General features: G+C 70.9%; 41 protein-coding genes. 9 read left to right on the top strand and 32 right to left on the bottom strand.

Annotated features, from left to right (window positions below):
• Nucleotides 1-190: 190 nt before the first annotated feature.
• From ACFWI4_RS08835 to ACFWI4_RS08820, 4 genes are all read right to left on the bottom strand, one after another.
• Nucleotides 191-1,693, bottom strand: coding sequence for a hypothetical protein (locus ACFWI4_RS08835; protein WP_387192544.1), 1,503 nt, complete (start codon nucleotides 1,691-1,693; stop codon nucleotides 191-193).
• The gene (locus tag ACFWI4_RS08830) at nucleotides 1,674-2,243 is read right to left on the bottom strand and encodes a hypothetical protein (protein WP_387192541.1); all 570 of its coding nucleotides are present in this window, start codon (nucleotides 2,241-2,243) and stop codon (nucleotides 1,674-1,676) included. The genes ACFWI4_RS08835 and ACFWI4_RS08830 overlap by 20 nt, the downstream gene beginning before the upstream one ends.
• A 138-nt stretch (nucleotides 2,244-2,381) precedes the next feature.
• Nucleotides 2,382-2,609 (bottom strand): hypothetical protein, encoded by a 228-nt coding sequence (locus ACFWI4_RS08825; RefSeq protein ID WP_387192539.1) that lies wholly within the window; start codon nucleotides 2,607-2,609, stop codon nucleotides 2,382-2,384.
• Between the two features lie 57 nt (nucleotides 2,610-2,666).
• Nucleotides 2,667-3,083 carry a WYL domain-containing protein gene (locus tag ACFWI4_RS08820; protein WP_387192536.1) on the bottom strand — a complete coding sequence of 139 codons (417 nt, stop codon included), beginning with the start codon at nucleotides 3,081-3,083 and terminating at the stop codon, nucleotides 2,667-2,669.
• Nucleotides 3,084-3,182: 99 nt separating this feature from the next.
• Between ACFWI4_RS08820 and ACFWI4_RS08815 the strand changes: the two genes are divergently transcribed.
• The 5 genes from ACFWI4_RS08815 to ACFWI4_RS08795 are packed head-to-tail and all read left to right on the top strand — an operon-like array spanning nucleotide 3,183 to nucleotide 4,531.
• Nucleotides 3,183-3,374 (top strand): hypothetical protein, encoded by a 192-nt coding sequence (locus tag ACFWI4_RS08815; protein ID WP_387192533.1) that lies wholly within the window; start codon nucleotides 3,183-3,185, stop codon nucleotides 3,372-3,374.
• Nucleotides 3,371-3,856, top strand: coding sequence for an endonuclease domain-containing protein (locus ACFWI4_RS08810; RefSeq protein ID WP_387192530.1), 486 nt, complete (start codon nucleotides 3,371-3,373; stop codon nucleotides 3,854-3,856). Before ACFWI4_RS08815 ends, ACFWI4_RS08810 begins: the two co-directional genes overlap by 4 nt.
• Entirely contained in the window at nucleotides 3,853-4,122 is a 270-nt protein-coding gene (locus ACFWI4_RS08805; RefSeq protein ID WP_387192527.1) for a hypothetical protein, read from the top strand. The genes ACFWI4_RS08810 and ACFWI4_RS08805 overlap by 4 nt, the downstream gene beginning before the upstream one ends.
• The gene (locus ACFWI4_RS08800) at nucleotides 4,119-4,289 is read left to right on the top strand and encodes a hypothetical protein (RefSeq protein ID WP_387192524.1); all 171 of its coding nucleotides are present in this window, start codon (nucleotides 4,119-4,121) and stop codon (nucleotides 4,287-4,289) included. Before ACFWI4_RS08805 ends, ACFWI4_RS08800 begins: the two co-directional genes overlap by 4 nt.
• Nucleotides 4,286-4,531, top strand: coding sequence for a hypothetical protein (locus ACFWI4_RS08795; protein ID WP_387192521.1), 246 nt, complete (start codon nucleotides 4,286-4,288; stop codon nucleotides 4,529-4,531). The genes ACFWI4_RS08800 and ACFWI4_RS08795 overlap by 4 nt, the downstream gene beginning before the upstream one ends.
• A gap of 62 nt (nucleotides 4,532-4,593) precedes the next feature.
• Here the strand turns inward: ACFWI4_RS08795 and ACFWI4_RS08790 are convergent, their stop codons facing one another.
• From ACFWI4_RS08790 to ACFWI4_RS08745, 10 genes are all read right to left on the bottom strand, one after another.
• Complete coding sequence (locus ACFWI4_RS08790) at nucleotides 4,594-4,998, bottom strand: hypothetical protein (protein ID WP_387192518.1); 405 nt, start codon at nucleotides 4,996-4,998, stop codon at nucleotides 4,594-4,596.
• Nucleotides 4,999-5,157: 159 nt separating this feature from the next.
• Nucleotides 5,158-5,409, bottom strand: a complete 252-nt coding sequence (locus ACFWI4_RS08785; RefSeq protein WP_387192515.1) for a hypothetical protein — start codon at nucleotides 5,407-5,409, stop codon at nucleotides 5,158-5,160.
• The gene (locus tag ACFWI4_RS08780) at nucleotides 5,409-6,059 is read right to left on the bottom strand and encodes a hypothetical protein (protein ID WP_387192512.1); all 651 of its coding nucleotides are present in this window, start codon (nucleotides 6,057-6,059) and stop codon (nucleotides 5,409-5,411) included. The genes ACFWI4_RS08785 and ACFWI4_RS08780 overlap by 1 nt, the downstream gene beginning before the upstream one ends.
• On the bottom strand, nucleotides 6,059-6,571 hold the full coding sequence (locus ACFWI4_RS08775) for a hypothetical protein (protein WP_387192509.1): 513 nt from the start codon (nucleotides 6,569-6,571) through the stop codon (nucleotides 6,059-6,061). Before ACFWI4_RS08775 ends, ACFWI4_RS08780 begins: the two co-directional genes overlap by 1 nt.
• Nucleotides 6,572-6,584: 13 nt before the next feature.
• A complete protein-coding gene (locus ACFWI4_RS08770; RefSeq protein ID WP_387192505.1) occupies nucleotides 6,585-7,121 on the bottom strand; it encodes a hypothetical protein in 537 nt (178 codons plus the stop codon).
• Complete coding sequence (locus ACFWI4_RS08765; RefSeq protein ID WP_387192502.1) at nucleotides 7,118-8,197, bottom strand: hypothetical protein; 1,080 nt, start codon at nucleotides 8,195-8,197, stop codon at nucleotides 7,118-7,120. The genes ACFWI4_RS08770 and ACFWI4_RS08765 overlap by 4 nt, the downstream gene beginning before the upstream one ends.
• Nucleotides 8,198-8,269: 72 nt before the next feature.
• On the bottom strand, nucleotides 8,270-8,449 hold the full coding sequence (locus tag ACFWI4_RS08760) for a hypothetical protein (protein WP_387192499.1): 180 nt from the start codon (nucleotides 8,447-8,449) through the stop codon (nucleotides 8,270-8,272).
• Nucleotides 8,449-8,658 carry a hypothetical protein gene (locus ACFWI4_RS08755; RefSeq protein ID WP_387192496.1) on the bottom strand — a complete coding sequence of 70 codons (210 nt, stop codon included), beginning with the start codon at nucleotides 8,656-8,658 and terminating at the stop codon, nucleotides 8,449-8,451. The genes ACFWI4_RS08760 and ACFWI4_RS08755 overlap by 1 nt, the downstream gene beginning before the upstream one ends.
• The gene (locus ACFWI4_RS08750; protein WP_387192493.1) at nucleotides 8,655-8,888 is read right to left on the bottom strand and encodes a hypothetical protein; all 234 of its coding nucleotides are present in this window, start codon (nucleotides 8,886-8,888) and stop codon (nucleotides 8,655-8,657) included. Before ACFWI4_RS08750 ends, ACFWI4_RS08755 begins: the two co-directional genes overlap by 4 nt.
• Nucleotides 8,885-9,079, bottom strand: a complete 195-nt coding sequence (locus tag ACFWI4_RS08745) for a hypothetical protein (RefSeq protein ID WP_387192490.1) — start codon at nucleotides 9,077-9,079, stop codon at nucleotides 8,885-8,887. Before ACFWI4_RS08745 ends, ACFWI4_RS08750 begins: the two co-directional genes overlap by 4 nt.
• Before the next feature lie 207 nt (nucleotides 9,080-9,286).
• Here ACFWI4_RS08745 and ACFWI4_RS08740 point away from each other — a divergent pair, with 207 nt between their 5' ends.
• The 3 genes from ACFWI4_RS08740 to ACFWI4_RS08730 all read left to right on the top strand — a co-directional run bounded on the left by ACFWI4_RS08740 (nucleotide 9,287) and on the right by ACFWI4_RS08730 (nucleotide 10,366).
• A complete protein-coding gene (locus tag ACFWI4_RS08740) occupies nucleotides 9,287-9,556 on the top strand; it encodes a hypothetical protein (protein WP_387192487.1) in 270 nt (89 codons plus the stop codon).
• Between the two features lie 5 nt (nucleotides 9,557-9,561).
• The gene (locus ACFWI4_RS08735) at nucleotides 9,562-10,065 is read left to right on the top strand and encodes a hypothetical protein (RefSeq protein WP_387192483.1); all 504 of its coding nucleotides are present in this window, start codon (nucleotides 9,562-9,564) and stop codon (nucleotides 10,063-10,065) included.
• A 70-nt stretch (nucleotides 10,066-10,135) separates the two neighbouring features.
• Nucleotides 10,136-10,366: a hypothetical protein gene (locus ACFWI4_RS08730; protein WP_387192480.1), complete on the top strand. Its 231-nt coding sequence runs from the start codon at nucleotides 10,136-10,138 to the stop codon at nucleotides 10,364-10,366.
• A gap of 47 nt (nucleotides 10,367-10,413) precedes the next feature.
• Here ACFWI4_RS08730 and ACFWI4_RS08725 read toward each other — a convergent pair whose 3' ends face one another.
• From ACFWI4_RS08725 to ACFWI4_RS08650, 16 genes are all read right to left on the bottom strand, one after another.
• Nucleotides 10,414-11,193, bottom strand: a complete 780-nt coding sequence (locus tag ACFWI4_RS08725) for a tRNA(His) guanylyltransferase Thg1 family protein (RefSeq protein WP_387192477.1) — start codon at nucleotides 11,191-11,193, stop codon at nucleotides 10,414-10,416.
• The gene (locus ACFWI4_RS08720) at nucleotides 11,190-11,402 is read right to left on the bottom strand and encodes a hypothetical protein (protein ID WP_387192474.1); all 213 of its coding nucleotides are present in this window, start codon (nucleotides 11,400-11,402) and stop codon (nucleotides 11,190-11,192) included. The genes ACFWI4_RS08725 and ACFWI4_RS08720 overlap by 4 nt, the downstream gene beginning before the upstream one ends.
• On the bottom strand, nucleotides 11,399-11,680 hold the full coding sequence (locus ACFWI4_RS08715; protein WP_387192470.1) for a hypothetical protein: 282 nt from the start codon (nucleotides 11,678-11,680) through the stop codon (nucleotides 11,399-11,401). Before ACFWI4_RS08715 ends, ACFWI4_RS08720 begins: the two co-directional genes overlap by 4 nt.
• Complete coding sequence (locus tag ACFWI4_RS08710) at nucleotides 11,680-12,360, bottom strand: hypothetical protein (RefSeq protein WP_387192467.1); 681 nt, start codon at nucleotides 12,358-12,360, stop codon at nucleotides 11,680-11,682. Before ACFWI4_RS08710 ends, ACFWI4_RS08715 begins: the two co-directional genes overlap by 1 nt.
• Nucleotides 12,357-12,575, bottom strand: coding sequence for a hypothetical protein (locus ACFWI4_RS08705; protein ID WP_387192464.1), 219 nt, complete (start codon nucleotides 12,573-12,575; stop codon nucleotides 12,357-12,359). The genes ACFWI4_RS08710 and ACFWI4_RS08705 overlap by 4 nt, the downstream gene beginning before the upstream one ends.
• Nucleotides 12,572-12,799, bottom strand: coding sequence for a hypothetical protein (locus ACFWI4_RS08700; RefSeq protein ID WP_387192460.1), 228 nt, complete (start codon nucleotides 12,797-12,799; stop codon nucleotides 12,572-12,574). The genes ACFWI4_RS08705 and ACFWI4_RS08700 overlap by 4 nt, the downstream gene beginning before the upstream one ends.
• A 171-nt stretch (nucleotides 12,800-12,970) precedes the next feature.
• The gene (locus tag ACFWI4_RS08695; protein ID WP_387192458.1) at nucleotides 12,971-13,996 is read right to left on the bottom strand and encodes a hypothetical protein; all 1,026 of its coding nucleotides are present in this window, start codon (nucleotides 13,994-13,996) and stop codon (nucleotides 12,971-12,973) included.
• 81 nt (nucleotides 13,997-14,077) lie between these two features.
• Nucleotides 14,078-14,422 carry a hypothetical protein gene (locus ACFWI4_RS08690; protein ID WP_387192455.1) on the bottom strand — a complete coding sequence of 115 codons (345 nt, stop codon included), beginning with the start codon at nucleotides 14,420-14,422 and terminating at the stop codon, nucleotides 14,078-14,080.
• Nucleotides 14,423-14,457: 35 nt separating this feature from the next.
• Nucleotides 14,458-15,057: a hypothetical protein gene (locus ACFWI4_RS08685; RefSeq protein WP_387192452.1), complete on the bottom strand. Its 600-nt coding sequence runs from the start codon at nucleotides 15,055-15,057 to the stop codon at nucleotides 14,458-14,460.
• Between the two features lie 92 nt (nucleotides 15,058-15,149).
• Nucleotides 15,150-15,353: a hypothetical protein gene (locus ACFWI4_RS08680; protein WP_387192449.1), complete on the bottom strand. Its 204-nt coding sequence runs from the start codon at nucleotides 15,351-15,353 to the stop codon at nucleotides 15,150-15,152.
• On the bottom strand, nucleotides 15,350-15,619 hold the full coding sequence (locus tag ACFWI4_RS08675; protein ID WP_387192446.1) for a hypothetical protein: 270 nt from the start codon (nucleotides 15,617-15,619) through the stop codon (nucleotides 15,350-15,352). Before ACFWI4_RS08675 ends, ACFWI4_RS08680 begins: the two co-directional genes overlap by 4 nt.
• 181 nt (nucleotides 15,620-15,800) lie before the next feature.
• On the bottom strand, nucleotides 15,801-16,430 hold the full coding sequence (locus tag ACFWI4_RS08670) for a hypothetical protein (protein WP_387192443.1): 630 nt from the start codon (nucleotides 16,428-16,430) through the stop codon (nucleotides 15,801-15,803).
• Complete coding sequence (locus tag ACFWI4_RS08665; RefSeq protein ID WP_387192440.1) at nucleotides 16,427-16,882, bottom strand: hypothetical protein; 456 nt, start codon at nucleotides 16,880-16,882, stop codon at nucleotides 16,427-16,429. The genes ACFWI4_RS08670 and ACFWI4_RS08665 overlap by 4 nt, the downstream gene beginning before the upstream one ends.
• Nucleotides 16,879-17,817, bottom strand: coding sequence for a hypothetical protein (locus ACFWI4_RS08660; RefSeq protein ID WP_387192437.1), 939 nt, complete (start codon nucleotides 17,815-17,817; stop codon nucleotides 16,879-16,881). Before ACFWI4_RS08660 ends, ACFWI4_RS08665 begins: the two co-directional genes overlap by 4 nt.
• A gap of 71 nt (nucleotides 17,818-17,888) precedes the next feature.
• On the bottom strand, nucleotides 17,889-18,725 hold the full coding sequence (locus ACFWI4_RS08655; protein ID WP_387192434.1) for a hypothetical protein: 837 nt from the start codon (nucleotides 18,723-18,725) through the stop codon (nucleotides 17,889-17,891).
• Nucleotides 18,722-19,510, bottom strand: coding sequence for a hypothetical protein (locus ACFWI4_RS08650; protein ID WP_387192432.1), 789 nt, complete (start codon nucleotides 19,508-19,510; stop codon nucleotides 18,722-18,724). Before ACFWI4_RS08650 ends, ACFWI4_RS08655 begins: the two co-directional genes overlap by 4 nt.
• A 106-nt stretch (nucleotides 19,511-19,616) precedes the next feature.
• Here ACFWI4_RS08650 and ACFWI4_RS08645 point away from each other — a divergent pair, with 106 nt between their 5' ends.
• Nucleotides 19,617-19,967: a hypothetical protein gene (locus ACFWI4_RS08645; protein WP_387192429.1), complete on the top strand. Its 351-nt coding sequence runs from the start codon at nucleotides 19,617-19,619 to the stop codon at nucleotides 19,965-19,967.
• 60 nt (nucleotides 19,968-20,027) lie between these two features.
• Here ACFWI4_RS08645 and ACFWI4_RS08640 read toward each other — a convergent pair whose 3' ends face one another.
• Both ACFWI4_RS08640 and ACFWI4_RS08635 read right to left on the bottom strand, forming a co-directional pair.
• Entirely contained in the window at nucleotides 20,028-21,230 is a 1,203-nt protein-coding gene (locus ACFWI4_RS08640) for a T4 RnlA family RNA ligase (protein WP_387192426.1), read from the bottom strand.
• Between the two features lie 23 nt (nucleotides 21,231-21,253).
• Complete coding sequence (locus ACFWI4_RS08635; protein WP_387192423.1) at nucleotides 21,254-21,565, bottom strand: hypothetical protein; 312 nt, start codon at nucleotides 21,563-21,565, stop codon at nucleotides 21,254-21,256.
• Nucleotides 21,566-21,840: the final 275 nt, after the last annotated feature.

Here is a 21,840-nt window from a genome sequence, read left to right as displayed (position 1 = left end):
CGGCCACCTCCTTCACGTCAGTCGCTGTCGAGCACCCACTGGAGGACGCACGTGAGGATTCCTCCGGCGATGAGACCAACCCCTGTGCCGAAGATATTCCAGCATCCTGCTGTGATGAGTGTAAATCCTCCTGTCAAGAGGGTGGCAGGCCGCAAATCTTTCAGTCTCTTTAGGTTCACGTGACCTCTCCTCATCCGACGAACCTCACCCTCGGGCGGCCCGCCGCGTAGTACGCGAGCAGCAGTGCGTCCGCGTTGTCCGGGCTCCGGCCGAGCCGCTTCCTGATCTCGTCCTTCGGCTCCACCCGGATCCGCCCCTTCGGGTCCACGTCCCAGCGGGGTTCCAGCAGTTGGGCGACCGTCGTGTCGCCGTTCTCCATCGACGCCAGATCCCAGCCGCCCGACTCGGACAGGCCGCGGCCCAGCTCCCACCACATCTCGGCCCGCAGGTTGATGAACTTTTTCGGCTGTGAGGCCGCCTCTGCCACGTTCACGGCCATGACGTGCGCATGGTGCTCGCCGCGGCCGGCTGCATTGCGGAGTTCGCCGATCACGCCGAAGCCGACGCCGATGCTGTCGACCTTCACGGCGGTGGCTCCGGACTCTTTGATGGCTTGCAGGACGAGCGGCGCGATCTTCTCCGGCCGGTCTGTATGCGCCCGCCACTCCCGGCCCGCACGCCGGCCGCGGCGCTCCCGGATGACGGTCTCGTCCCCGCCGCCACCGACGTCGACGCCGAGCTCCACGGGCAGAAGGTCGTCGGCGGCCGGCCGCCTCTCGGGGTCGATGCGGCAGCGTGCCACGTCGGATGCACGGACGACCTTGTTCGGGGCGTCCTCGCTGAACTCGCCGAGCACCTTGGACTTATAGAGAGGGTTGTCCTCGCCCCACTCGCGGGCCTTCTCCTCCACCCACTCACGGCCGACGAGGGCCTGCGCCACCTCGTCAGGGACTTCCTCGCCAGTCAGGTTGGGCGACTCGAACGCGCTGATCCCGATGACGTGCCAGCCGGAGCCGGGCTGGCACACCTTCCGGAAATGCGACGACGGATTGTCGGGGTTGCCAATGGCGAGGATCCGGCAGTCCGCGTTCGTCGTCAGCGCATCCGCGGCCACCCACAGCTGCTCGGGGATGCCGCAGGCTTCGTCGAGGATGACGAGGACGTAGCGGGCGTGGATGCCCTGGAACGCGGACTCGTCGTGGTCGGCGGGCTTGCGGCCGAACGCCACGAGTTCGTCGTCGAGGTGCCATTCGGTCTGGTTCACGCGGCCGGCGAGCTTGCCGCGGCGGTGGGTGCGGCGGATGTACCGCCAGAGGATGGCCCGGACTTGAGCAAAGGTCGGTGCGCTGGTTACGACGAAGGCTTCGCCGGGCGGGTGGGTGTCGAGCCACCACGACGCAACCAGACTGGCCGTGTGGGACTTGCCGACGCCGTGACAACTGCGGACGGCGGTGCGCCGGTTGTCGCGGACGGACAGCATGATCTCGCGCTGCTTCGACCACACCACCTGCCGCAGTCGCTCCTGCACCCAGCCGACGGGGTTGCCCGCGTACAGGCGGGACCGCTGTTTCAGGTTGCGGTGGTCTACCTTCCGTTGCAGCCCGTCCCGGATCTCCTTCAGCGCCTTCGTGTCCCCGGCGCGCACCAGCTGCTGAATCTGCTGGTGCACCTCTTCACGCGTCGGTGTCGTCACCAGCCGCCTCGCCCGGGTCGTCGAGGGCCGCGTCGAGGAGCCGGCCAATCTCGCGGCCGAGTTGCTCGGCTTCGATGCTGACGCGGGAGGGTGCGTCGAGGCCGAGGAGCTTGCGGCGGGATTCGCCGTTGCGGCGCCGGGAGTCTTCGATCTTCAGGAGCCGGTCGATGGCTTGGAGGACGGGCGCGTCGTCGAGAAGGGGTTCGCCCTGGTGGTGAACGATCTGGCCGCCGGCGGAGACGGTGACGTGGTGGCGTTCGAGGACTTCGCGGGCTGCGGTTTCGAGCTGTTCGAGGCGGCCGAGTTCGGCGTCGAGGCGTTCGAGTTCGAAGTGGATGGCGGCTTCGGCGGGTTCGCGGGCGATGTCGTTGATGGCGCGGCGGACAGCGTGGTGGGCTTCGCCGCGGTCGCTGTAGCCGAGTTCGTCGGCGATCTGCTGGTAGGTGCGGCCTTTGGCGCGGAGGTCTGCTGCGGCTGCGTCGCGGCGGGCGTGGTCGGGGGTGCGGGCGAAGCGGCCTTGGCGGTCGTGGGCGGGTTCGGGGTTGGCCACGGCTTCCCCTTCCTGGCGTTATACGTATGACGGTGGGCGTGCTTTGATGTTAGCGATGCGTGCAAGGCGGGCGGCGTGGCGCGCAGGGCGAAGGCCCCGGTCCTGGATGGCAACCGGGGCCTTCTGCTGTAGCGGGGGTCAGGGCTGGATGTCGTCCAGGCCGTAGATCTTGTCGAGGCTGGCGGCCGCGTCGCGGAACGTCTGCTGGAACTGGGAGCGCGCGGCCTGCCAGTTGTCGATGACGTCGCCTGCGCCTGCCTCGGTGAAGCCGCCGCGCTGCGCGAGGGCGGCGATGGCGGCGTCGCGGGTCATGTCTCCTGCGTCGACTGCGCGGCCGTAGAACTCGATGTCGTCGGCGATGGCCATGGGGTCAGTGTCCTCCGTGCGCGGCGGTCATGGGGTTCATCCTGTCGTGTCGGCGGGTCAGGCGGCGAGTGCGTCGGCGAGGATCTCGACGCGGCGGGCGATGGGGCAGTCGACCGGGTAGAGGACAACCACGGTGGCGAGGCTGGTGGTCCGGGCCGGCTTGTCGCTGGCGGCCGGGCGCTCCACCAGGTAGCGGGTGCGGTGGATCGAGTAGGTCCGGATGCGGTCGAGACGGAAGGAGCGAGCTTCACCGGTGCTGCGGTCCATGGCCTTGATGAGGATGTCGCCGGCCTGGCTGATGACCACGTCGAAGATCTCGACGGTCCGGACCGTCTCGACGAGGGCGCCGGTCTTGCGGCCGGCTTCGCCCTTCTCTTCCTTCAGGTAGGCGACGGTGACGGGGTGCTGGCGGTCGAGTGCCTTGATGAGGCGGGTGAGGGTGGCGGTGGTGGTCTCGCGTGCGGTGTGCCTCATCGGTGGTCCCCTTGCTCGGTGGCGATGCCTCATAGGATAGGCCTAATCCATGAGGCATGTCAACTAGGCTAGGCCTAGTTCATGAGGCATACTGGGGGTATGGTCACCCGAGACGACGTCACCAAGATCCGACAGGCCTACGACGAGGCCATCGCCGAAGCTGAGCAGCAGCGCGCCAAGGGCCTCGCCGAAGCAGCCGACCACCTGCCGCAGAAGGACATCATCGAAGCCACCGGCTACAGCCGAGAGACCGTCAGGCGCCTGATCATGGAAGGGCGGGCGGCTCAGTGAAGTCTGGCCACGCGTCCTGCTACCACACGGGTTACTCGCTGACCTGTGCCGAGTACGACGACCTGCGTCGCCTCGCCAAGGGACGCTGCAAGATCTGCAAGGCGGAGACGGCTCGTCTCTTCATCGACCACGACCATGCGCTTGGCGTGTGGGCGGTGCGCGGGTTGATCTGCCACCGCTGTAACCAACACCTCAAGGTTGTGGACGCGGGACGCGGCGCCCCCGGTCCCGACGTAACGCGCTACCTCGCGAATGCGTGGCACCGGCGTCAGAGGTCCAGCGCTGCGAAGGCGGCGCGTGTGAAGGCGCAGCGCGATTGTCCCGCGTGCGGGAAGCTGACGAGCGTATACGCCAACGGCAACCTGCACCGCCACTGGTCCCGGCTGCCGGGCCAGCACGACACGATCTGCCCCGGCGCGACCCTGCCCGAGCGGCCGGAGCGCCTGGTTCGCATGGTGAGCAACGAGGAGAACAGCGCATGATCACCGACGCCTACGTGCAAGAAGCCGCCGCCCCCTTGGTCTTCGCCTTCCGGCAGATGGGCGGCATCGAAGGCGAGGTGACCGTGAGCGCGCTCGATGCCGACGGAGTCACCCACACCCCGAGCCGGGTCGACATGCGCCACCCGTACACCGGCTTCCTGGTGGAGATTCGGGTGAGCCTCGACCCGGGCTGGGCGTACCCGGCGCGGGTGATGGTGGACTGGGCGGAGGAGCGCCCGGTGGGCAGCGAGGAGAAGACCGCATGAGCGATGTCGACTGCCCGCACTGCCACGCCACGTTCGACAACCTGGACGTGCGCCTCGTCGCCCCCGGGCCGGGTGGAAAGCCTGTCGCGATCAAGCACACGAAGGACTGCGTCGACTACCCGGGGGACGCGGGTTCGGTGCGCCCGGGTGAGGGGCCGACCCCATGAGCGGCAGAGCCACGCTGAGCGGCCACCCCGACGGCCCCGTCGTCGTCGCCCTGCCAGACGCCTGGAACGAGCCGCCCCCTCTCGCCTACGTACACAAGCTCAGCGAGGCGGGCCGCTACCTCAGCGACTCGCCAGGCGTGTTCGGGACTCCGTTCCGGCTCATGACGCGAGGGGACGGCACCCCGGTCGTCCTGCCAGACGGAACGCTGGAGTACTGGTACGCCCCGGAAGCAGGGCGCTGACCCACTGCATGACGGAGGCCCCGCCGGACCGAGATCCGAGCGGGGCCTCGCTACGCCCGGGGTCAGTACTCGCCCGACGCCCGCAACTCGTCCAACACGGCGCCCGAGTTCTTCGGGCAGTACACCTTCACCCCGGCCACGAGCAGCGTGTCCGCGTCCGCCTTCGCCGTACCCCAGTCCTCACCGACCGGGTACAGGCCACCGTCGTGGATCCCGAACAGCCACTTCACCGAATGCCCGGCGTCGAGGCCCTTGCACCACAAGTCCGGGTACAGCAGCAGATCCCCGTCGGTCGGCGTCCCGTTGAACTTGATCTGTCTCGCTGCCTTCAGGTAGCGGGCGTCGTTGCCCGCGGTGGATGAAGCGGACGGCTTCGCGGCCGACTTGTCGTCGCCGCCGCTCGACCCGCATCCGGTGGCGGCCCCGGCGAGCAGCAGGCAGGCGAGCAGAACGGTGGTGTGGCGCATGGTCCCCCCAAGGCGTTGGTGCCGGGGATGCTAGCGCCGGCCACCCACAGCCGGGGCGGGAATGCGGACAGCTCCACCGCATCGAGGGGGCGTTGCGGTGGAGGCGTCTCCCAGGGTGCCGGTTCGCGGCCGACGCTCCGGCCAGTGTGGCAGCCGCAGTTACCGCCCAAAGGCGCGAACGAGGAACTCGGCCAGGGCCAGCAGCCCCAGCAGGCCGAGCGCCGCGCCCGTGCTCACGTACCGGCCGTCCGGGTCCGGGGTGCTGCCAGGGACGCGGACGATGGCCTCGCCGTGCGGGACGAGTCCGCCGTGTTCGGTGTCGCGGTGCTGCTGCCGGGCGTCCTCGGCGGCGCGCCGCGGGCCGGGCGGGCTGGAGGCGCGGCAGCTGGCGCAGCGGTAGACGTAGGGCATCAGGCGCTCTCCAACCGCTCTCCGGCCGACTCTCCACCCGGAGAATCTACGGCCTGACCTGCGTCTCCATCCGGCTCTCCGTCCAACTCTCCGACTGGGGAGGGGAGTGCTTCGAGAGCGGCCCGCGCCACGCCCGAGCGGCCAGCGACGCCGCCGATGCGGAGGCTGCGTTTGACGGGCACGCCGAGGGTGCGCAGCGCGGCCCTGAGGTCGGGGTCGCTGCGCCCCTCGTGGCCGGGCAGTTGGCGCATCGCGGGGTACAGCTCGCGGAGGTGGATGCCGGGGCGGTCGCCGATGAGGTCGAGGAGCCATCGGACGAACGCGTCACGGGCATCCGGAGCAGCCACCTCGAAGGGCTCCTCGGCGGGGGCTGGTGGTGCTGCCCACCACGCTGCCACGCACCAGGTGACGACGGCTCCGGGGACCGCGAACTGGGCCGCGCGGGGGGCGTGAACGGCTCCGTAGCCGACGAGGTAGCCGGCCACGGCTAGGCCGCCGAGCCGTTCCCACAGGCTGTACCGCTCCCCGAGCCGGGCCCAGCAGCGGCGGACGAGGATGCACGTCCCGGCCCACAGGGCGTAGCCCGCCCCCGTGAATACGAGGACGGGCCGGATCTCCGCCGTGAGCCACGCGGGCAGGCGCGGCTTCATCACAGGACACCGATCGCGTGCGCCCCGGTGAGGATCAGGGCCTGCGGCAGGCCCCAGATCCCTCCCGCCTGCGCCCACACCCCTGCGGCGACGATCCCGGTGATCGCTGCCTTCCCGGGGGGCAGCTCACGGAAGTACATGAGGCCGGCGAGCACGAGGGATACGGCGCCCATGCCAGCTGCGCCGAACCCGCCGTTGGTGAACATCCCGGCGAACGCATCGGAGACGTTGCGGCCGATGGTCCAGATCGACCCAGCCGTCATGTACAGCGTGCCCGCGGCGACACCGGTCCACTGGGCCTGCTCGGAGGTGAGGCGCTTGCGGATGCGGGACTTCTTCCCCCCGCCCCCACTGCCGGGCGCGCCTCCAGCTGCTGCGCCCTTGGGCTCGCGGATCCCGGCGACGAGGATCACGGTGAGGGCCGTGGCGATGCCGCCGGCACCGACCGACCCAAGGATCTTCCCGCCCTCGACGCTGATCTCGGGTGCGGTAGCGAGCATGTTCGCGATCACGTGTTCGTCCTGTTCAGGAGGCTGCGGGCGCCCAGAGGGCGAGAGCGAGGATGGCGGTGGCGAGGGGGATGCGAGCAGCCCAGGCGATGCCGGGCCACCAGTGCCGGGTACGCCGGTCCCAGAAGTGCGCGACGACCACGCAGCCGCCGACGCCGAGGACCAGGGCGCCGCTGACGCTGTACTGCCGGCCGCAGTCGGCGAGCGCGTGCGCGCACTGCTGGTAGAGGCCGAGCCCCCACCCGGCCCCGGCGGCCGACGCGTTGTAGAGGGCGCGGCGGGTCTTGGGGCTGACCGCAGCAGCGGCACGGTCCGGGACCGCGGTGAACACGGCGGGCATGTGGGGGCGCGGGTAGTAGTCGGGGACCGGGGCGAACACCGGGCCCCGCTGCTGCTCCTCCTGCTCGTCGTCGGCCTTCGTGTCCGTCTCGTCGTAGAGGTCGTTCCACCAGTCGTCGGTGGCCATGAGGTCTCCGTGCGCGTCGGGGCCCACGCCGTGGCGGCGGAGCCAGTGCTGTACGCGGCGCTCGTCGGGGCCAGGGGTGCGGCTCACGGGTAGAACCCCGTTCCTTCGCTGAGCCGGCGCTGTGCGGCCTTGAGCCGGCGGCCGCCGGTGGCCGGGCTCACGCCGAGGAGTTGAGCCGCGGTGGTCTTGGTGAGCTGGTCTCCGGCCCTGAGCCGTGAGGCGATGGTGATGATCTGCTGCTCGATCTGATCCGCCTCCGGCTCACGGTCTGGCTCACGCGGCTCAGGGCTCGGCTCAGCGGGGCTCGCGGTGAGCGGCTCAGGCGGGCTCAAGACGGGCTCACGTGATCCCTGCTGGTCAACGGGCTGCACAGGCAGCGGAGGTGCGGCCGGTGCAGGCTGGGGCGCGGCAACGACGAGCGCCGTCTGAACGGTCGTCTCGAAGCCCGGCTCACGCGCGGGCTCAACGCCCGAGTCGGGCTCAGGCTCACGGCTCACAGGCTCAGCAGGGAGCAGCTCAGGGCGAGCCGGCCGCCCGGTCAGCAGCTCACCAAGCGCCTCGTCCGCGCCCTCAGTGAGCCGCTCCCGCTGCACCGTGACGAGCCCGGCACCGAGCTGCACGTCGCCCTCGCCAGCCCGGCTCAGGAGCCGCCACACCTTGAGCGTCGACCGCTTGCGCACCCACTTCCACGGGTGGCGTTCGGCGCGCGCCCGGTGGTAGGCGATCTGCCGCAGCGTCGAGGCGTTGCGGCGCTGCGCCTCGATGTCGATGTCGGTGCGGTGCACGACGATCCGGCGGGCGAGGAAGGAGATGCCTTCGGCGGCCGCGGTCATGGCAAGAGGGGTGAGGGCGAAGACGACTGCCTCGGCCAGGGTGGGCGCGATAGCGAGGCCCATCACGGAAGCCGCGGCGGGGAGCAGCCAGAGTGCTGCGCGGACGATGCGGGGCGCGGTCTGGCCGAGCATCGTCACGACGATCATGACGAGCGCTGCGACGAGGGTGGCGCCTTCGCCCGCGGCAACAACGCCGAGCGCGGTCTCCTTGCGGTGGAGGACGGAGTCCGCGTTGGCGTAGGTGCCGATGGCGCCGCCGATCCCGACCGCGATCATGGGAATCGTGGTGATGACGAGGACGGTGATCTGTCCGCCGGTCAGCTTCTTCACGGTGGGTCTCCGGGGTGGAGATGGGGCCGCCCCGAGCGGGGGGATTTTCGCTCGGGGCGGCGGTCGGTGGGGTCAGGTCCAGTCGCGGCGGCCGCGGAACTTCTGGCCGGCTTGGTCGCCGTCGCGGAAGACGCGGGCGCGGTGGCCCTCTCTGCGCTTACGGGCGGCTGTCTCGCTGGCGGACTCGCGACCCTGGTACTGGGTCTTGGCGCGTTGGCGGTCGTCGCCGAGGACGCGGTCGAGCCAGCCCATCACGCGTCCTCCGTTCGGACGGTGGCGCGCATGAGTTCGGCGCGGGTGTGGCCGGCGGCTTGGGCTTCGGCCCAGAGTTGTTCGATGCGGGTTTCGTTGGCGCGCCAGGCGGGGTTCTCGTCGTAGCGGGCGCCGACCTGGCGGGCGATGTCGCGGCCGGTTTGGACGGCGGCGGCGTAGCGGGCGACGAGGGGCGGCAGGCCGCTCATGCGGTCGCCTCCGGTCGGGGCAGGGCGCGGCAGCGCTCGGCGTGGCCTTGGGCGAGTTCGCGGGTGCGGCGCTCGTTGAACGAGGCGTAGCCCTCCCCGCAACCGAGGCACGTCATGACGCCGTGGTCGCTACCGCCTTGGACGTCCACGGTGGCGCCGCCGACGGTGAGGTACCGGCCGATTACGCCGTCGGGCCACGGCGCGGCGAAGGGGCCGGACTGCTGGCTCATGCGGTCACCGCCGCGGTGAGGTTCTGGTCGGCGCGCTTCCACAGCTTCCGGGCGCGGGGCTCGTCGCCGGCCGTCTCCGCGTCGTGGGCGGCGTTCGCGTAGAGGAGCCCGGCGAGGTGGGTGAGCGCGTCGGCTTCCGCGAGGGCTGCGGGGGTGGGCGTACTTGCCGTACCGCCAGTAAAGTCGTGCACGTTGTTCCTCCTGGTCACATCAGGCAGGGATGGCGCCCGGCCCGGCGTGTCACCGCCGGACCGGGGTTGAGGCGGGGCCCGGTGTGTCACCACCGGGTCTCGCCGTCGTTCAGCCCCGGCCCGCGTGTCACCGCGGGTCGGGGCTTTGCGTTGTCGAGACTACGGGGAGTACTGGCGCTTTGACAAGTACTCTGGGAAGGTGAGGGCATGCCCGACGCAGGAGAAGGGGGCGGGTTCCCTGAAATGGTGACTTTCACCGAGATCGCCAAGCGGCTCAACGCGGGCGACTACATGCCCCGTCCGATCACGCGTCAGGGCGTCCGGCACATCGCGGAGACCGACCCTGCGTGGCCGGTGCCGCGCGACCGGTGGATGCGGATCGGCAACGCGTGGGCGCTGCCGTGGAAGCCGGTCGAGGAGTTCTTCAAGGCGCGCACCACGCGGGGACGTGGGCCGACGAAGCAGACGGAGGCGTAAACGCTATGAGCACCATCGACCTGATCGGCCGCATCCGTGCCGCCACCCCTGGCGAGGTTGTCGGCATGCTGTACGACGCCAGGGACTTACTGCGGACCGCCGAGTGGGAGGACGCCGTGCAGGCCGCTTTGACCGCCGGGCCTCACGACCGGACGAACCCCTACGACGACAATGCGGCCATGATGTGGACCGCTGTCGAAGCCCTCGTCGAGGACGCGGTCGACAACATCGCCGAGTACGTTGCCGACGACAACGACGTCGCCGAGGTCGCACTCTGGCGTTCCGTCTGCCAGCCGGACCCGTACAGCAGCATCCGGACGGTGCCCGTTCAGCAGCTCGTCACGTGGGAGAACGTCCGCGACGCGATCAAAGATGCTGCGCTGCCTGCCGTGCGGTTGGCGATCGCGCACGCGGCGGGCGGCGGGGCTGTGAAGGAGTTCATCACCCCGGAGCAGTACGCGACGCTGACGGCGTTCGTGCCGGGCGGCAGGGAGCCGAGCGAGCCGTAGCCTGCCGCGCCCTGGGCCCCTGCCGCGCGCCGTGGTGGGGGCCTTCTGCTGCCCGTGCCATGATCATCGTGTGGACCTTCCCGATGATCTGATCACCCTCGAAACCACCGCCGAGACGGAGCGGGCGAAGCTGGAAGGGCTGGCTGGCGCTGAGCATGGCGCGCAGTGGCGGGCCTGGCGCGACGCGGCGGAGCGGGTGCAGGCGGCGATCACCGCGCACGCGACGGCGGTCGGGGCGAACCGGGTGGACGTCGAGATGGCGGTGAAGCGGATCGTCCGGCACGAGGGGCCGGCAGAGTAGCCGGACGCGACGACGCCCCGCCTCGGGGGACGAGGCAGGGCGCAGCGTCAGATCGCGGTCAGGATGGGCAGCGGCGGCACCACCCCGGCCAGCCATCCGCCCGGCTCGGTCGTGAAGTGCGGGGCCGGGCTCGACTCCCACCACGACCGCATCGCCACCACGGTGCGCAGCTCCCGGGTCCGCTTGTGGGTGAACGTCGTCTCCCGCTGCCCGACCCGGCGCACGGCGATGCGGCCGCGTTTGCAGCCGTCGGGGTAGTCGTTCCAGTTCACCCCGGCCTCGGACCACAGCAGCTCTTGCATGCCGCCGCTGTTGACGCCGTGGAGCCGTTTGTGGGGGAAGTGCGCCTGTGCGGCCATGCTGATGCTGTTGCGGACGGCGTCGCGTTGGCGCCACAGGAAGTAGTTCGCGACCTCGACGGGGTCGCTGATCGTGAAGACGCGGGCATCGAACAGCGCCCGGTGGCCGGGCCGGCGCTCGTTGAGCACGGCCGTCGCGAGGGACGCGGCGATGGACAGCTGCTTGGCGACGACGCCGCCGAACCAGGGCTCCGTGTTGTGGGCGCCGAAGTCCGTGGCCAGGACGCTGATCTCGTCGGACTGGGTGTAGGCGAACCGGGCTCCGGCGATCTCGGCGCAGAGGGCTTCGGCGACGGCGTTCATGTCGGCCATGAACTGCTCGTCGAACGGCTTGGTGGCGCCGCGGAGGTAGGAGTGGAAGGCGCGCCCGTCGACGCGGAGGATCGTGTACGTGCGGCGCGGGAGGAGCGTGCGGGTGGTGGCCTCGTAGCGCTTCATGCGGTCGCCGATGGCGCTGTTGTCGGTCACTGCTGCTCCTGTCCGTCGAGGGCGCGGATGGTCGGGCACGGATACGGCACGCCGGACTCGTGGGTGCACTCGGCGCAGGTCCCGTACTCGTCCCGGTGGAGGGCGCGGACGCGCTTGATCCGGGCGCACGCGGCGGCGTGCATCTCGGCGAGTTGGGCCGCGTCGTAGGCGATGAGCAGCGCCTCGGCTGCGGGGGTGGGCTCGGTCATCGCTGCTCCTTCGGCATCAGCGCCTGGATGTACTTCGTGATCTCCGCAGCGGTGAGCGGCGGTGGCGCGCCCGGGGTGGGACGGCAGTGCACCTCGCCCGGTGGGATCTTGTCGTCGTAGACGAGGGGCCAGCCCGTCAGCCGGGCCGCGGCGAGGACTTCCGGGTCGGCGCGGGGCTCGTGGTCCTTGGGTCGGAGGATGTCGCGCAGCAGGTCGAGAGTGCCGGGCTCGACGGCGACCTCTTGGACGGGGTCGACGCGGACGAAGAGGATCTCCATCAGTGCTGCTCCTTCGCGGCAGCGTCGTGTCGCGTGGCGCCGGCACTGTGGTCCGTCCACAAGGTCCGGCCCGCCGTGCCGCGCTTCGGCCCGACGTGGTTCTCCGGGTGGCCCGCCTCGCGGGTGCACTGGACGGGCCCGCCGCCGAGGACATGAGGGCCGTCGATCGTCGCGGTGCAGAGGGGCTTGTCGGTGGTGGTCATGGGCTGCTCCGAGTGTTCTTCGGCGAGGATGGTGTCGAGGGCGTCGGCGATGTAGCGGGCGCCGGTGATCTCACGGAGGTCTGCGCGGAGTTCGCGGACGCGGGCGAGGGCGGACTCGGCCTGCCTCTGGCCGGATGCGTGCTCGCACTCGGTCACGTGGGCGTGGCGCAGCACCTCGTCGGCGGAGGCCGGGTTCCGGCAGTCGCTGGTCGCGCAGGTGACGTGCCCACCGAAGCCGAGGAAGAGGCTGGCCCGCCCGCAGGCGGGGCAGTGGCCTTGGACTTGGGGGAGCCCGGCGGCGAGGGGTGCGGTCGAGGCGGGCTGGTTTGCCTCGACCGTGGCGTACAGCTCGGCGGTGGTGAGCAGCCCTTGCCGGTGGAGGATGACGGCGTCGCGGACGCGGGCGAGTTGGTCGTAGAGCTGGTCGAGGTCGTCGTCGTTGATGGTGTCGGCGGTGTGGCGGATGGGTTCGGTCACGGTGCTGGCCTTTCGTCGCGTGCGGCGCACCAGGGGCAGTCGGTGACGGTTGTCGGGTGGTGCTGGTCGTGGGTGTCCCAGTGGTGGGTGCATCGGTCGCGGCCGAGGATGCGGACCGCGGTGTCGGTGAGGGCTGCTGCGAGTACCGGGTTGGTGATGCCGTGGGCGGCGAGGGTGCGGGTGAGCGCTGTGTGGAGCGGGTCGGAGGCGGTCATGACTCCCCCTCGGCGCGGGGCGGTTCGAGGCCGAGTTGGACGGCGGCGAGGGCGACGGCGTCCCGGATGGACAGCCCTTCTTCGGAGGCGGCTCGGAGGGCGAGGGCTCGGGTGTGGAGGTCGTCGGCGAGGGCGAGTTGTTCGGGGGTGAGGGCGCCGGGTCCGGTGCGTCGGTGGAGCTTGTCGGGGCGGCTTGGCTGCCAGCGGTCTTCGGTGTCAGGCATTTGGGCCTCTTCTCGGGGCGTGAGCGGGGCATGGAGGGGCGTTGGGGGCTGAGTGAGAGTGCGCGGCGGGAGAGGGGGGTTCAGGGGCTCAGGGAGTTAACGGGCGGGTAACTTCGGGCGGGGCCCCGTCACGGCCCCGGCTGCCCGCATCGACAGCCGGGGCACGGTGGGTCAGGGGCTCGGGTCCCGGTGCGCGGGCGCGGCCTTCGGGTTGCCCAGCCCCAACTCCCGCTCCGGTCCGCACGCGTCGTACAGGGCCGACACCTCCCGCCACGCCGGGTCTCGGGCGTCCGGGTAGGCGGCGCCCTGGGGCCGCTGACTGCGCTGCCGGGCCGCGTACAGCTCGGCGGTGAACCCTTCGGCGCCGAGGGCCTTCAGGTCCGCATAGGCCTGCTCCAGAACCGGGAGAGTGTCGGGGGTGATGGGCTCGCAGTCGGCGCCGCCCCACGCGAAGACGTCGGAGACGTTGGCGTTCAGGTGGACGGTGCCGTTGTCGACGCGCCAGAGCAGGTCGTCGTAGGCGTCGGCGTGGGACATGGAGAAGATCTCCAGGACGCGGGTGACGAAGGCGGGATCCTGCGTCTCGGCTTGTCCGGTCGTGTCGTCCGTGTCGTGCGGGCCGGACACGGCAGCCATGCGGCGAAGCTCGGTCATCACGTCCAGGGCGCCGTTGCTGCGCTCGAACTCGTGGTGCTTGCGCAGGCTCTCGGCGACGTCCTCGGCGATGTCGGCCGCCCGGGTCAGTGCGGCGGCCCGGTCGGTGGTCTGGTTGGCGGGCAGCACGGCCAGCACCGCGGCCACGTCCCTCAGAAGGCCCTCGGGGTACTGGCCGCTACGGTCACGGCTTCCTGGCCGCAGCGCCTCGGCAATGCGGTCGCGGAGTGCGGTCTCGTCGGTGGGCGCGGACGCCGGGACCGAGACGGCGGCGGGCTCGTACCGCTCGGCGAAGTCGGCGGCGGCCAGCACGGCCCAGTCGCCGCTGGCGGGGCGGACGATCCAGTCGCCGGGCTGTGCGAGTTGCTCGCCTTCCGGGGTGTCGAGCAGCAGGGTCGTGGTCTCGCCCATGCCGGACGGGTGGCGGAAGCGGACGCCGTTGCCGAGCAAGGTGCCGACGATGGCGCCTGCGTCGATCATGCTTCCGGGGTTCCACTGCAAGGCGGCGATCTCGATGGGACGGTGGCGGTAGCGGTCGGTCACGTCAGGGCTCCAGGGGTACGAGAGGATGGACGGTGCGGGCCACCCGCCTGTTACCGGCAGGCAGGTGGCCCGTGCTCGTGATCACGGGGTGCGAGGCGGCTTGCCGACACCCGGGCAGGGCTTGCCGGTCGAGAAGCCGGACGGGCTGACGCCGGTGTGGCGGTGCATGGTGCCGTCGGCCTTCACGCGGTACGGGAAGCCGCATTCGCCACAGGGCTGCGAAGTGCCGACGATGGCGCGGGCCTTGATCTCGTGGGCGATCCGGCCGACCTCTTCGAGGACCAGGTCGCGCTCAGCCTCGTTCGGGAAGTAGTGCTCCGGGTCCCAGCCGGCGCGCAGTGCGGTGATGAGGATCATGGCGGCGTGGTGGGTGGCTGAGCGGCGTAGCTCCTTCGCGCGGGCCGGGGTGATCAGGGGGTCGGTCATCGGGTTCCTTTCGCGGGTTTGGGTGCGGGCGGTGGTCAACGGGCGGGCACGACAGCAGGCGCGGCGGGGTCGGCGGCCCACTCGGCGGTGTCCGCGCGGTGGTGGCCGTCGTGGCCGGGCTCCAGCTCGCACCAGTCGCCGTCGTTCGGGTCACCACAGATCGGGTCCGCGTCGGGCTCGTCCGCGACGGCGCGCATCTCCTCGGCGGCCGGGACGTCGACGGTGCGCAGCAGGTACGCGGCATTCGTCTCGCCGGTCTCGTGCAGCCACGCGGCGGCGTCGGCGATGCCCCGCGCCCGGATGGCGGCGAGTTCGGTGCGGAGGCGGCGGACTTCAGCGACGAGCGCGGTTGCCACCTCGGGCGGCATCGCGGCGATGTACGCGGCGTCGGCCTGGACCTGCGCCCAGTCCTCCTCCGCGGTCCAGTCGCGGTGCGTGGGGTCGTTGTCGAGGGGCTCCTCGTCGAGGCGGGCGATGGTGCGGCGGGCCGTGTAGCCGCAGCCGGTGTCCTGGAGGTCGGCGGCGATCTCGATGAGGCTGTCTCCGCCGTACTGGTAGATGCCCCACGGTCCGGGGGTGGCGGCGTTGGCGCGGGTTTCGATGGCGTCGAGGTCGAGGGGCTTCGGGTCGGTCATGATCGCTCCTTGTTGACTGAAAGTCAGTGGTTGGTTTGGCTGCGGTGTTGGTCTCGGGTGGTGTCGTGGGCCGCGACCGAGTGGGGCACGGGTCAGGCGGCTTCGGTTCGGATGAGTCGGAGGTGGCGGCGGGTGGTGGAGAGGCTGGGGTCGTCTTGCCAGTGCCAGTTGTGGAGGGCGTCGAGGAGGCCGGCTCGGTGGGCTGCCTGCTGCTCGGGGGTCCAGGGGGCGCGGCCGGGGGCGGGGGCCGGCCGGACCGGGATCTCTTCCTGGAGGAGCCGTTCCAGCGGGCTCACAGCTGGTGCTCCTTGATGTGGGCGGCTTCCTCGGCGGCGTCGGCGTCGAAGCAGCGGACGCAGAGTTTCTCGGGCGGCAGGCCCTCGATGCGGCGGGTGCACCAGTGGTCGCCCTGGTCTTCGATCTCGGAGATCAGGCGGGCGGCTTCGATGAGGTCGACGCGGCCGAGGACGTCGATGCAGTCGTGGTCGGGCTTGCGGGGGAAGAGCGGGCGGGTTTGGCGGCAGCGCCCGCATTTGCCTTCGGGGGGCGAGGTGGTGGTCATCAGAGGCTCCAGAGGGTTGGTTGCATGGGGCGGAGGTCGAGTGCGGTCTGTCCGTCGATCTGGCCGGTGGTCGGGGTGCGGATGACGGGCGGCAGTGCGCGGAGTCGTCGGGCGCAGGTGGGTCCGTAGGGGCCGGGGCTCGAACGGAGGGGGCGGTGGCAGCCGGCGCAGCGGCGGGCGGTCACGCGGCTCCTCCTGCGGCGTCGACGCGGGCTTGGTGGGCGTCCTTGCGGGTGCGGCCGTGGGGGGTCTTGCACGGCTGCCGGGCGGCGGCCTTGCATCCGTCCTTCGGGCAGGGCACCGAGAGCTCGGGCGGACGGGCGTCCATACCGACGGACTCGCGGAAGTCGGCGGGCATGTACGGCTGGTCGTCGTCCGCGGGGATGAGCCGGCCGACGCCTTCGAGTTGGCGGACGACGCGGGGGTGGGGTCCGCCGGTGAGGGCGCCGACGGGGATGGCTTGCTCGCGTCCGTCGGCGATGGCTGCGAGTTGGGCGCGGCGGCGGGTGACGAAGTCGGCGCCGGTCTCCGGGGAGACGGGGGGTTCGTAGGCGGGGATGGTGGGGCCGAGGCGTTCTTCGCGGATCTTCGTGCGGGTGGTGCGGACGTGGTGGGGTTCGATCCAGCGGCGGCCGGTCTCGCCGGGCTGGGCGGGTGCGCTGTAGAAGCGGGCGACGGCGTCGAAGGTGTCGTTGTCGAGGGGCAGGTCGCGCAACGCGGCGGCCCATGCCTGCTTGGCGATCTCGCTCGGCTGCCGGTTGTCGAAGGCGGCGCAGGCGGCAAGGAGGCGGGCAGCCTCGTCCGGGGTCATCGGCCTTCCGCCTTCCTCTTGCGCTCGACGTAGGCGCGCAGCGAGACGACGGCCATGTCGTAAAGCGCGCGCAGTCCGACGCCGAGGTCGTCCGGGCTGTCGCGGTAGAGCGCCATGTACAGGGCGTCCGCGGTGTCCTCGTCCCGGTTCGCCCGGGCGGTGATGAACTGGCTGGCGAAGCGGATGCCGGGCGGGAAGGCGTCGATGCTGCCTGCTTCGCCGGTGTCGATGTTCTCCACCACGATCCCGAAGTGCTCGCCCGGGCGCTGGTTCTGGAGTGCGTCGAACGAGGCGGCCTCGGCGAGGGCGCAGAAGGTGGCGTACATGGCCTGGTTGCTGCGGCGCACGATCGGGTCGAGCAGGCTCCAGGCGGTGTCGTCGTCGCCTGCGCATCCGTGGGTGAGGGCTTCGAAGATCTGGCGGCTGTCGGCTTCGGTCTGGGGGTTCTTCACTGGGTGTCGTCTCCTGAGGCGAGGGCGAGCCAGCCGGCGACCTTGGCGTCGGTGCCGGTGAGCGGGGCGCCTGGTTGGCCGGGAAGGGCGATGACGTTCGAGGCGCCGAAGCTGGGGCGGCGGTCCGCGGTGCGCTTGGCCTCTTCGCGGATCCACTTCTGCCAGGCGTCGGGCCAGGACTTCCGGCGGGCGCCGGTCGAGCGGTAGTGCGAGATGAACTGGGCGGTGACGAAGTCGATGTCGATCAGCGAGGCGTAGCCGTCCCGGTGTGCCCAGCGGCGCATGCCATCGGTGAGGGCGAAGTTCGCGGCGTCGATCGGCGCGAGGGGATCAAGGTCAGCGCCGCTACTACCGGTAGATCCCTCTCCTACATCAGCCACGTCGTAGTTATGGGAGGGGAGGGGAGGGGAGGGGACAACCGTTGCACCCTCATGGGTGTCACGCCGTGACAGGTCGTCCTGACCTGCGGTGGAGTCTTCAAACAGGGGGTCTTTTCGGGCCCGATTCGGAGCCGAATCCGACTCGTTTCCGCTCCGATTCGGAGCCGAATCCGAGCCGATTCCCGCGTGATTCCGGTTCGCGCGGGCCGTTTCCCGCCCCCGGTTCTGCCTCTTCCGGGCGGCCTCGCGGGCGGCCTCGATCTGCGCGCGGGACTTGTTGTAGTCGAGGTAGTCGTGGATGACGTAGTCGCCGTCGGCCGGCTGCTGGCAGCGCGGGCAGGCGTGCCCGGCGCCGTGGAGCATGCCGACGGCGATCAGCTTGCGGACGTTGGGTTCGGTGCCGTAGCTGCGGACGATGTCGCCGTCGAGGTGGCCCTCGGTGAGGTGCCGAGTCGCGTGCACGCCGAGGCGCACGAAGAGGCCGACCGCGGCGTTGCCCGCCTTGCGCACCTTGGGGTGCGTGTCGAACCCGTCATCGAGGGCGAACCAGGCCATGAAGTGCTTCTCTCGTCCGTGCTGATCAGGGAGATGGGCGGGGCCGCCCGGGAGCGGCCCCGCGGGTGGGGCTACTTCGGCATCGGGAACTTCTCGGGGCTTGCGCCGCCCGGCTTGTAGCGGAGGAACGTGAGCTGCTCGCCGTCCCGGTACGCGTTCCACGCCTTGATCACGAAGGCGAGGAGGAAGTCCTCGGGTACGCGGCCGGCCTTGTCCGCCTCCGCCTGGATGCGCTTGCGGAGAATGAGGACGGGGTGGGTCTCCGGGACGATGGCGCCGCTGATGAGCAGGTGGAAGAACTCGGCCGCGTCACCGGTGTCGAGCCGGGAGAACAGCCAGTGCGTCAGGCCGGCCACCGACCCGGGGAGCGGGATGGCTGTGCGTACCTGCACCGCGAGCTGCGCGGAGCGGCGGAGTTCCGGGTGCTCCTCGAAGAAGCTGAGGGACTCCTGGTTGGTCGGCGGCTTGGCGCCGACGTTGCGGTAGATCCCCTGCGTCCACATGTGAGCGCGTCGGATGATGGCGGCCGTGGCGACGGCGTTGGATTCGCCGCGGAGGGTGAGGGCGTCGGCGAGAGTGCGCTTGCGGCCGTCGTCCATGGTTTCCTGCGCGGTCGATTCCAGCCCGGTGACGACCAGCATGGGCAGGGTGACCTTGGCGAGGGTGATGGCGGCCAGGCGGTGCTGCCCGTCGAGGAGGGTTCCGTCTGCGGCGAACTTGATGCTCTCGCCGTTCTCGGCCCAGCGGCCGGCCTCCATGTCGCGGGCGTAGCCGAAGACGGCGCTCTCGCGGACCCTGCGGTTGTGCGTGTTGTTGGCGAGCCACTTCTCGGCGAGTTCGGGAGTGACCTTGACGATGGCGTAGGACGGGCCGTCGGCGTCTGCGCTGGCTACGATGGTGTTGTTCACTGCTGCTCCTGTTCGAGGGAGTTGGCGACGTCGGTCAGGGCGTCGGAGATTTTGTGGAGGCTCGTCGCCCACCAGCGGCGGGCCTCTTCGTTTGCCTGGGCCTGGTCGAGGCGCATGGCCTGGATCAGACGGGTGGTGTTGTCCAGCGCGCCGAGGAGTTCGGGGAGCTGGTGGTGGGTGGTGTCCCGGTTCTTGGTGAACCGGTCGTCTTGGGTGAGGCGGTCGAGGCGTTCGGCGGCGCGGGAGAGGTCGCGGCCGGCTTCGGTGAATGCCTCGGGGAGCGGGCGGCGCTTGGGCTTGGGGGGCTCGGGCCTGGTCGGCTCGTCGACGATCTCGGCGTCGACCACCTCGTCCGCGCCCGGCTCGACCCAGAAGTTCTCTTCCGCGGCTGATGCGGGGCGGGTAGCGGGACGCTCCCTGCCGTCTAGCGAGAGCACTGTGCGCGGCTCGTCTGTCGGAAATCCGACAGACGACTGAACGTCGCGATTCACGGTGTCGTGGTGCACCCCGATAGCCGCTCCGATGGCGCGAGTGGACATGCCCGCGGCGGACATTCCGGCGACGATCTCGCGGCGCTGTTCGCGCGGGAGTCGCACACGGTGCTCGCCGTACTCGCCGTCGAGGTAGGCGTCCCACGTCTCGTAGCCGAGGGTCTCCCAGTCGCGGGCGGCGTAGGCGGCGATGACGTCGGTCTGCCATTCGGCGAGGACGCGCATGCCGGAGCGGATGCGGTCGGCTCGGGCGCGGGCTTCCTCAGTGTCGGGTGCCTGCACGATCTCGGTCACGCAGTCCTCCTTTCGGTTGTTGGGCGTGGCTGGATCTGCGCTCTGGCGGTGCCGGGGCAGCACTGCCATACTACTTTAAAGGTTGGAAAGACTGGAAGGATTGGCAATGACTTACACTCTGGCCATGGCCCTGCACCCGAAGATCGAGATCAAGAAGGACGGCGTCGCCGAAGTCGGGATGACTGACGCGCGCGCCGCGCTGACGTCGTTGATCCGCGAGGTCAGCTGGGGCCAACGACCGGGCGCCTTCACCGAGCGCGGGACCCGGGTAGCGATGCTGGTGCCGCCCGAGTTCTACGCACAGGCGGTCCGGGACCGGGCGATCATCGACGAGCTGCACCGCAGGACGGAGCCAGTCGAGGGCGTCAAGCCCGACCAGGTGCTCATCTCCCGCACCGTTCGCGAGGCGCTGCACTCCGCGGCGCTGGCCGTGGACGCACGGGCTGCTGAGTCCTGACACCGTCTCCTCCTCCCTGTCGCCGGGCCTCGCCGTGTGCGGGGCCTTCGTGCTGTGCGGCTACTCGTCGTCCTGCACGTAGGGCGCGACGTGCTCGGGCCGGATGGCCCGCCACAGGTGGAGTCCGGTCGGCTTGCCGTCGAGGCGGAGGAACATCGCGGCCTTGGTGCCGGGGTCGGTGATCGTCTGCACGGCTCGGGCGAACGCGCCGCGGTCGTGGGCAAGGCCGGAGACGCCTGCGTAGGCCAGCTCGACGAGCCCCAGGCGCTGCGTGTGCTCGTTCTCCAGGCGGGCGGCGACGGATCGGACCCACTGGTCGAACTCGTCGGGTACGGCGTCGAGGAGCGCTGCGAGCGGGTCACCCGTGGTGGCGCCGACTTCGGCCGCGGGGCAGCCGAGCGCCTTCGCCACGAGGTTGGCGGGCTGGTCGGCGAACTTGCGGAGGCCGAGCATCCGCCAGATGTCCCGCTCGGTGATCCCGGTCAGCACCTTGTGGAGGCGGACGTACTCCGACAGCTTGACCTTGGCGCGCTGGCCGGAGGCGTAGCGGATGACGTAGCCCTCGGTGGAGATCCCGCTCGTCGGGGTGCCGTCGGGGCGGGAGTTGGCTTCGGCGAGCTTCACGAGGTCGGCAAGCGGCAGGGTGCCCAGACCCCACCAGGAGCGGACGACGGATCCGATCGGCTCCCAGTCCGGGGCCGCCCACTCCAGCTGCGCCTCGCGGCCGTCGGGCCAGTAGGCGCCGAGGAGGATGAGGTCTTGACGGTCGCCGTAGTCGACGACGATCCGGTTCTCCGGGTAGACGATCTCGCACAGGTAGGTGACGCCCGGGATGAGCCAGCCGCTGTCGGCGGTGTTGAGGCGGGCCTGCGCCCACGCCGCCTGCTCCGAGGTGAACGAGCCCTTGGAGGCGACGTGCCAGCGGCCGTCGTAGTGGAAGACGATCCCGAGCGACCCGTCGGCCTTGTCGTAGATCCGGAACGGCTCGTCGGGCAACGGCGCCGCGTAGTCGTGGCCGAGCTGGTGCTCGCCGACGTTGAAGAACTTCGGGAACGGCCACGCCACGATCTCGCCGGTGGTGTCGTCGGCGATGAGGCCGCGGCACCGGAGCGTCGCGGTCGTCCACTGCCGGGAGTACTGCGCGGTCCGCGTGTAGGTGTAGATCGACAGCGGCAGGGTGGGGTGCTGCTTGCGGGTGACGAGGCCAGCGTCGATCGCGGCAGCCAGGTCGGCGGCGGGGATGAGGTCGTGGAGCTGGGTCATCGGATGTCCTCAGGTGGTGGTGGTCAGGCGATACGTGCGGCCTGCGCTGCCCGGGTGCCGCGCCAGCGTCGGCAGGCGGACTTGTCCCGGGCGAGGCCGAACCCGTCGTAGCGGACGACACCGTCGCGACGGAGGTGGCTCATGAGCCGGGCCCAGTGGAGTTCCTGGCAGGGCGGCTGGGGCAGGTCGTGGGCTTGGGCGATGCGCCAGCAGACGAACGGCCGGCCCGACCGGGCGGCGGCCACGAACGTGGGCCAGACCGTGGTCTCCCAGGTGTCGTAGTCGTCTGCGGGGGTGGGGAGGGTGCCTTCGAGCTGGGGTTGTTGTGCGGGCATGGGGTCCTCCTGTCGTGCTGGGTGGGGTGGGCGCCCCGCCGGGGAGGTGGCGGGGCGCCCGGTGACGGCCGCAGCGCCGCTGGGGGGAAGGGCGCTGTGGGGCCGGCCGTCGATTCAGGTGGTCTTCTGGACTGCGGCCTGCGCCGCCCGGTACGCCTGCTGGCTGGAGCGCCGCTTGCCACTGGCCACGGCCCGGTCGTCATGGACCCGGGAGTCAGACAGCGGAGACGGCGTCGTCCACGCGGTAGCCGGGAGACCCGGGCCCGGCGGCGCCT

The sequence above is a fragment of the Streptomyces sp. NPDC127038 genome (assembly GCF_042725875.1).
Taxonomy (GTDB): Bacteria; Actinomycetota; Actinomycetes; order Streptomycetales; family Streptomycetaceae; genus Streptomyces.
This window is presented reverse-complemented; position numbering and strand designations above follow the sequence as displayed.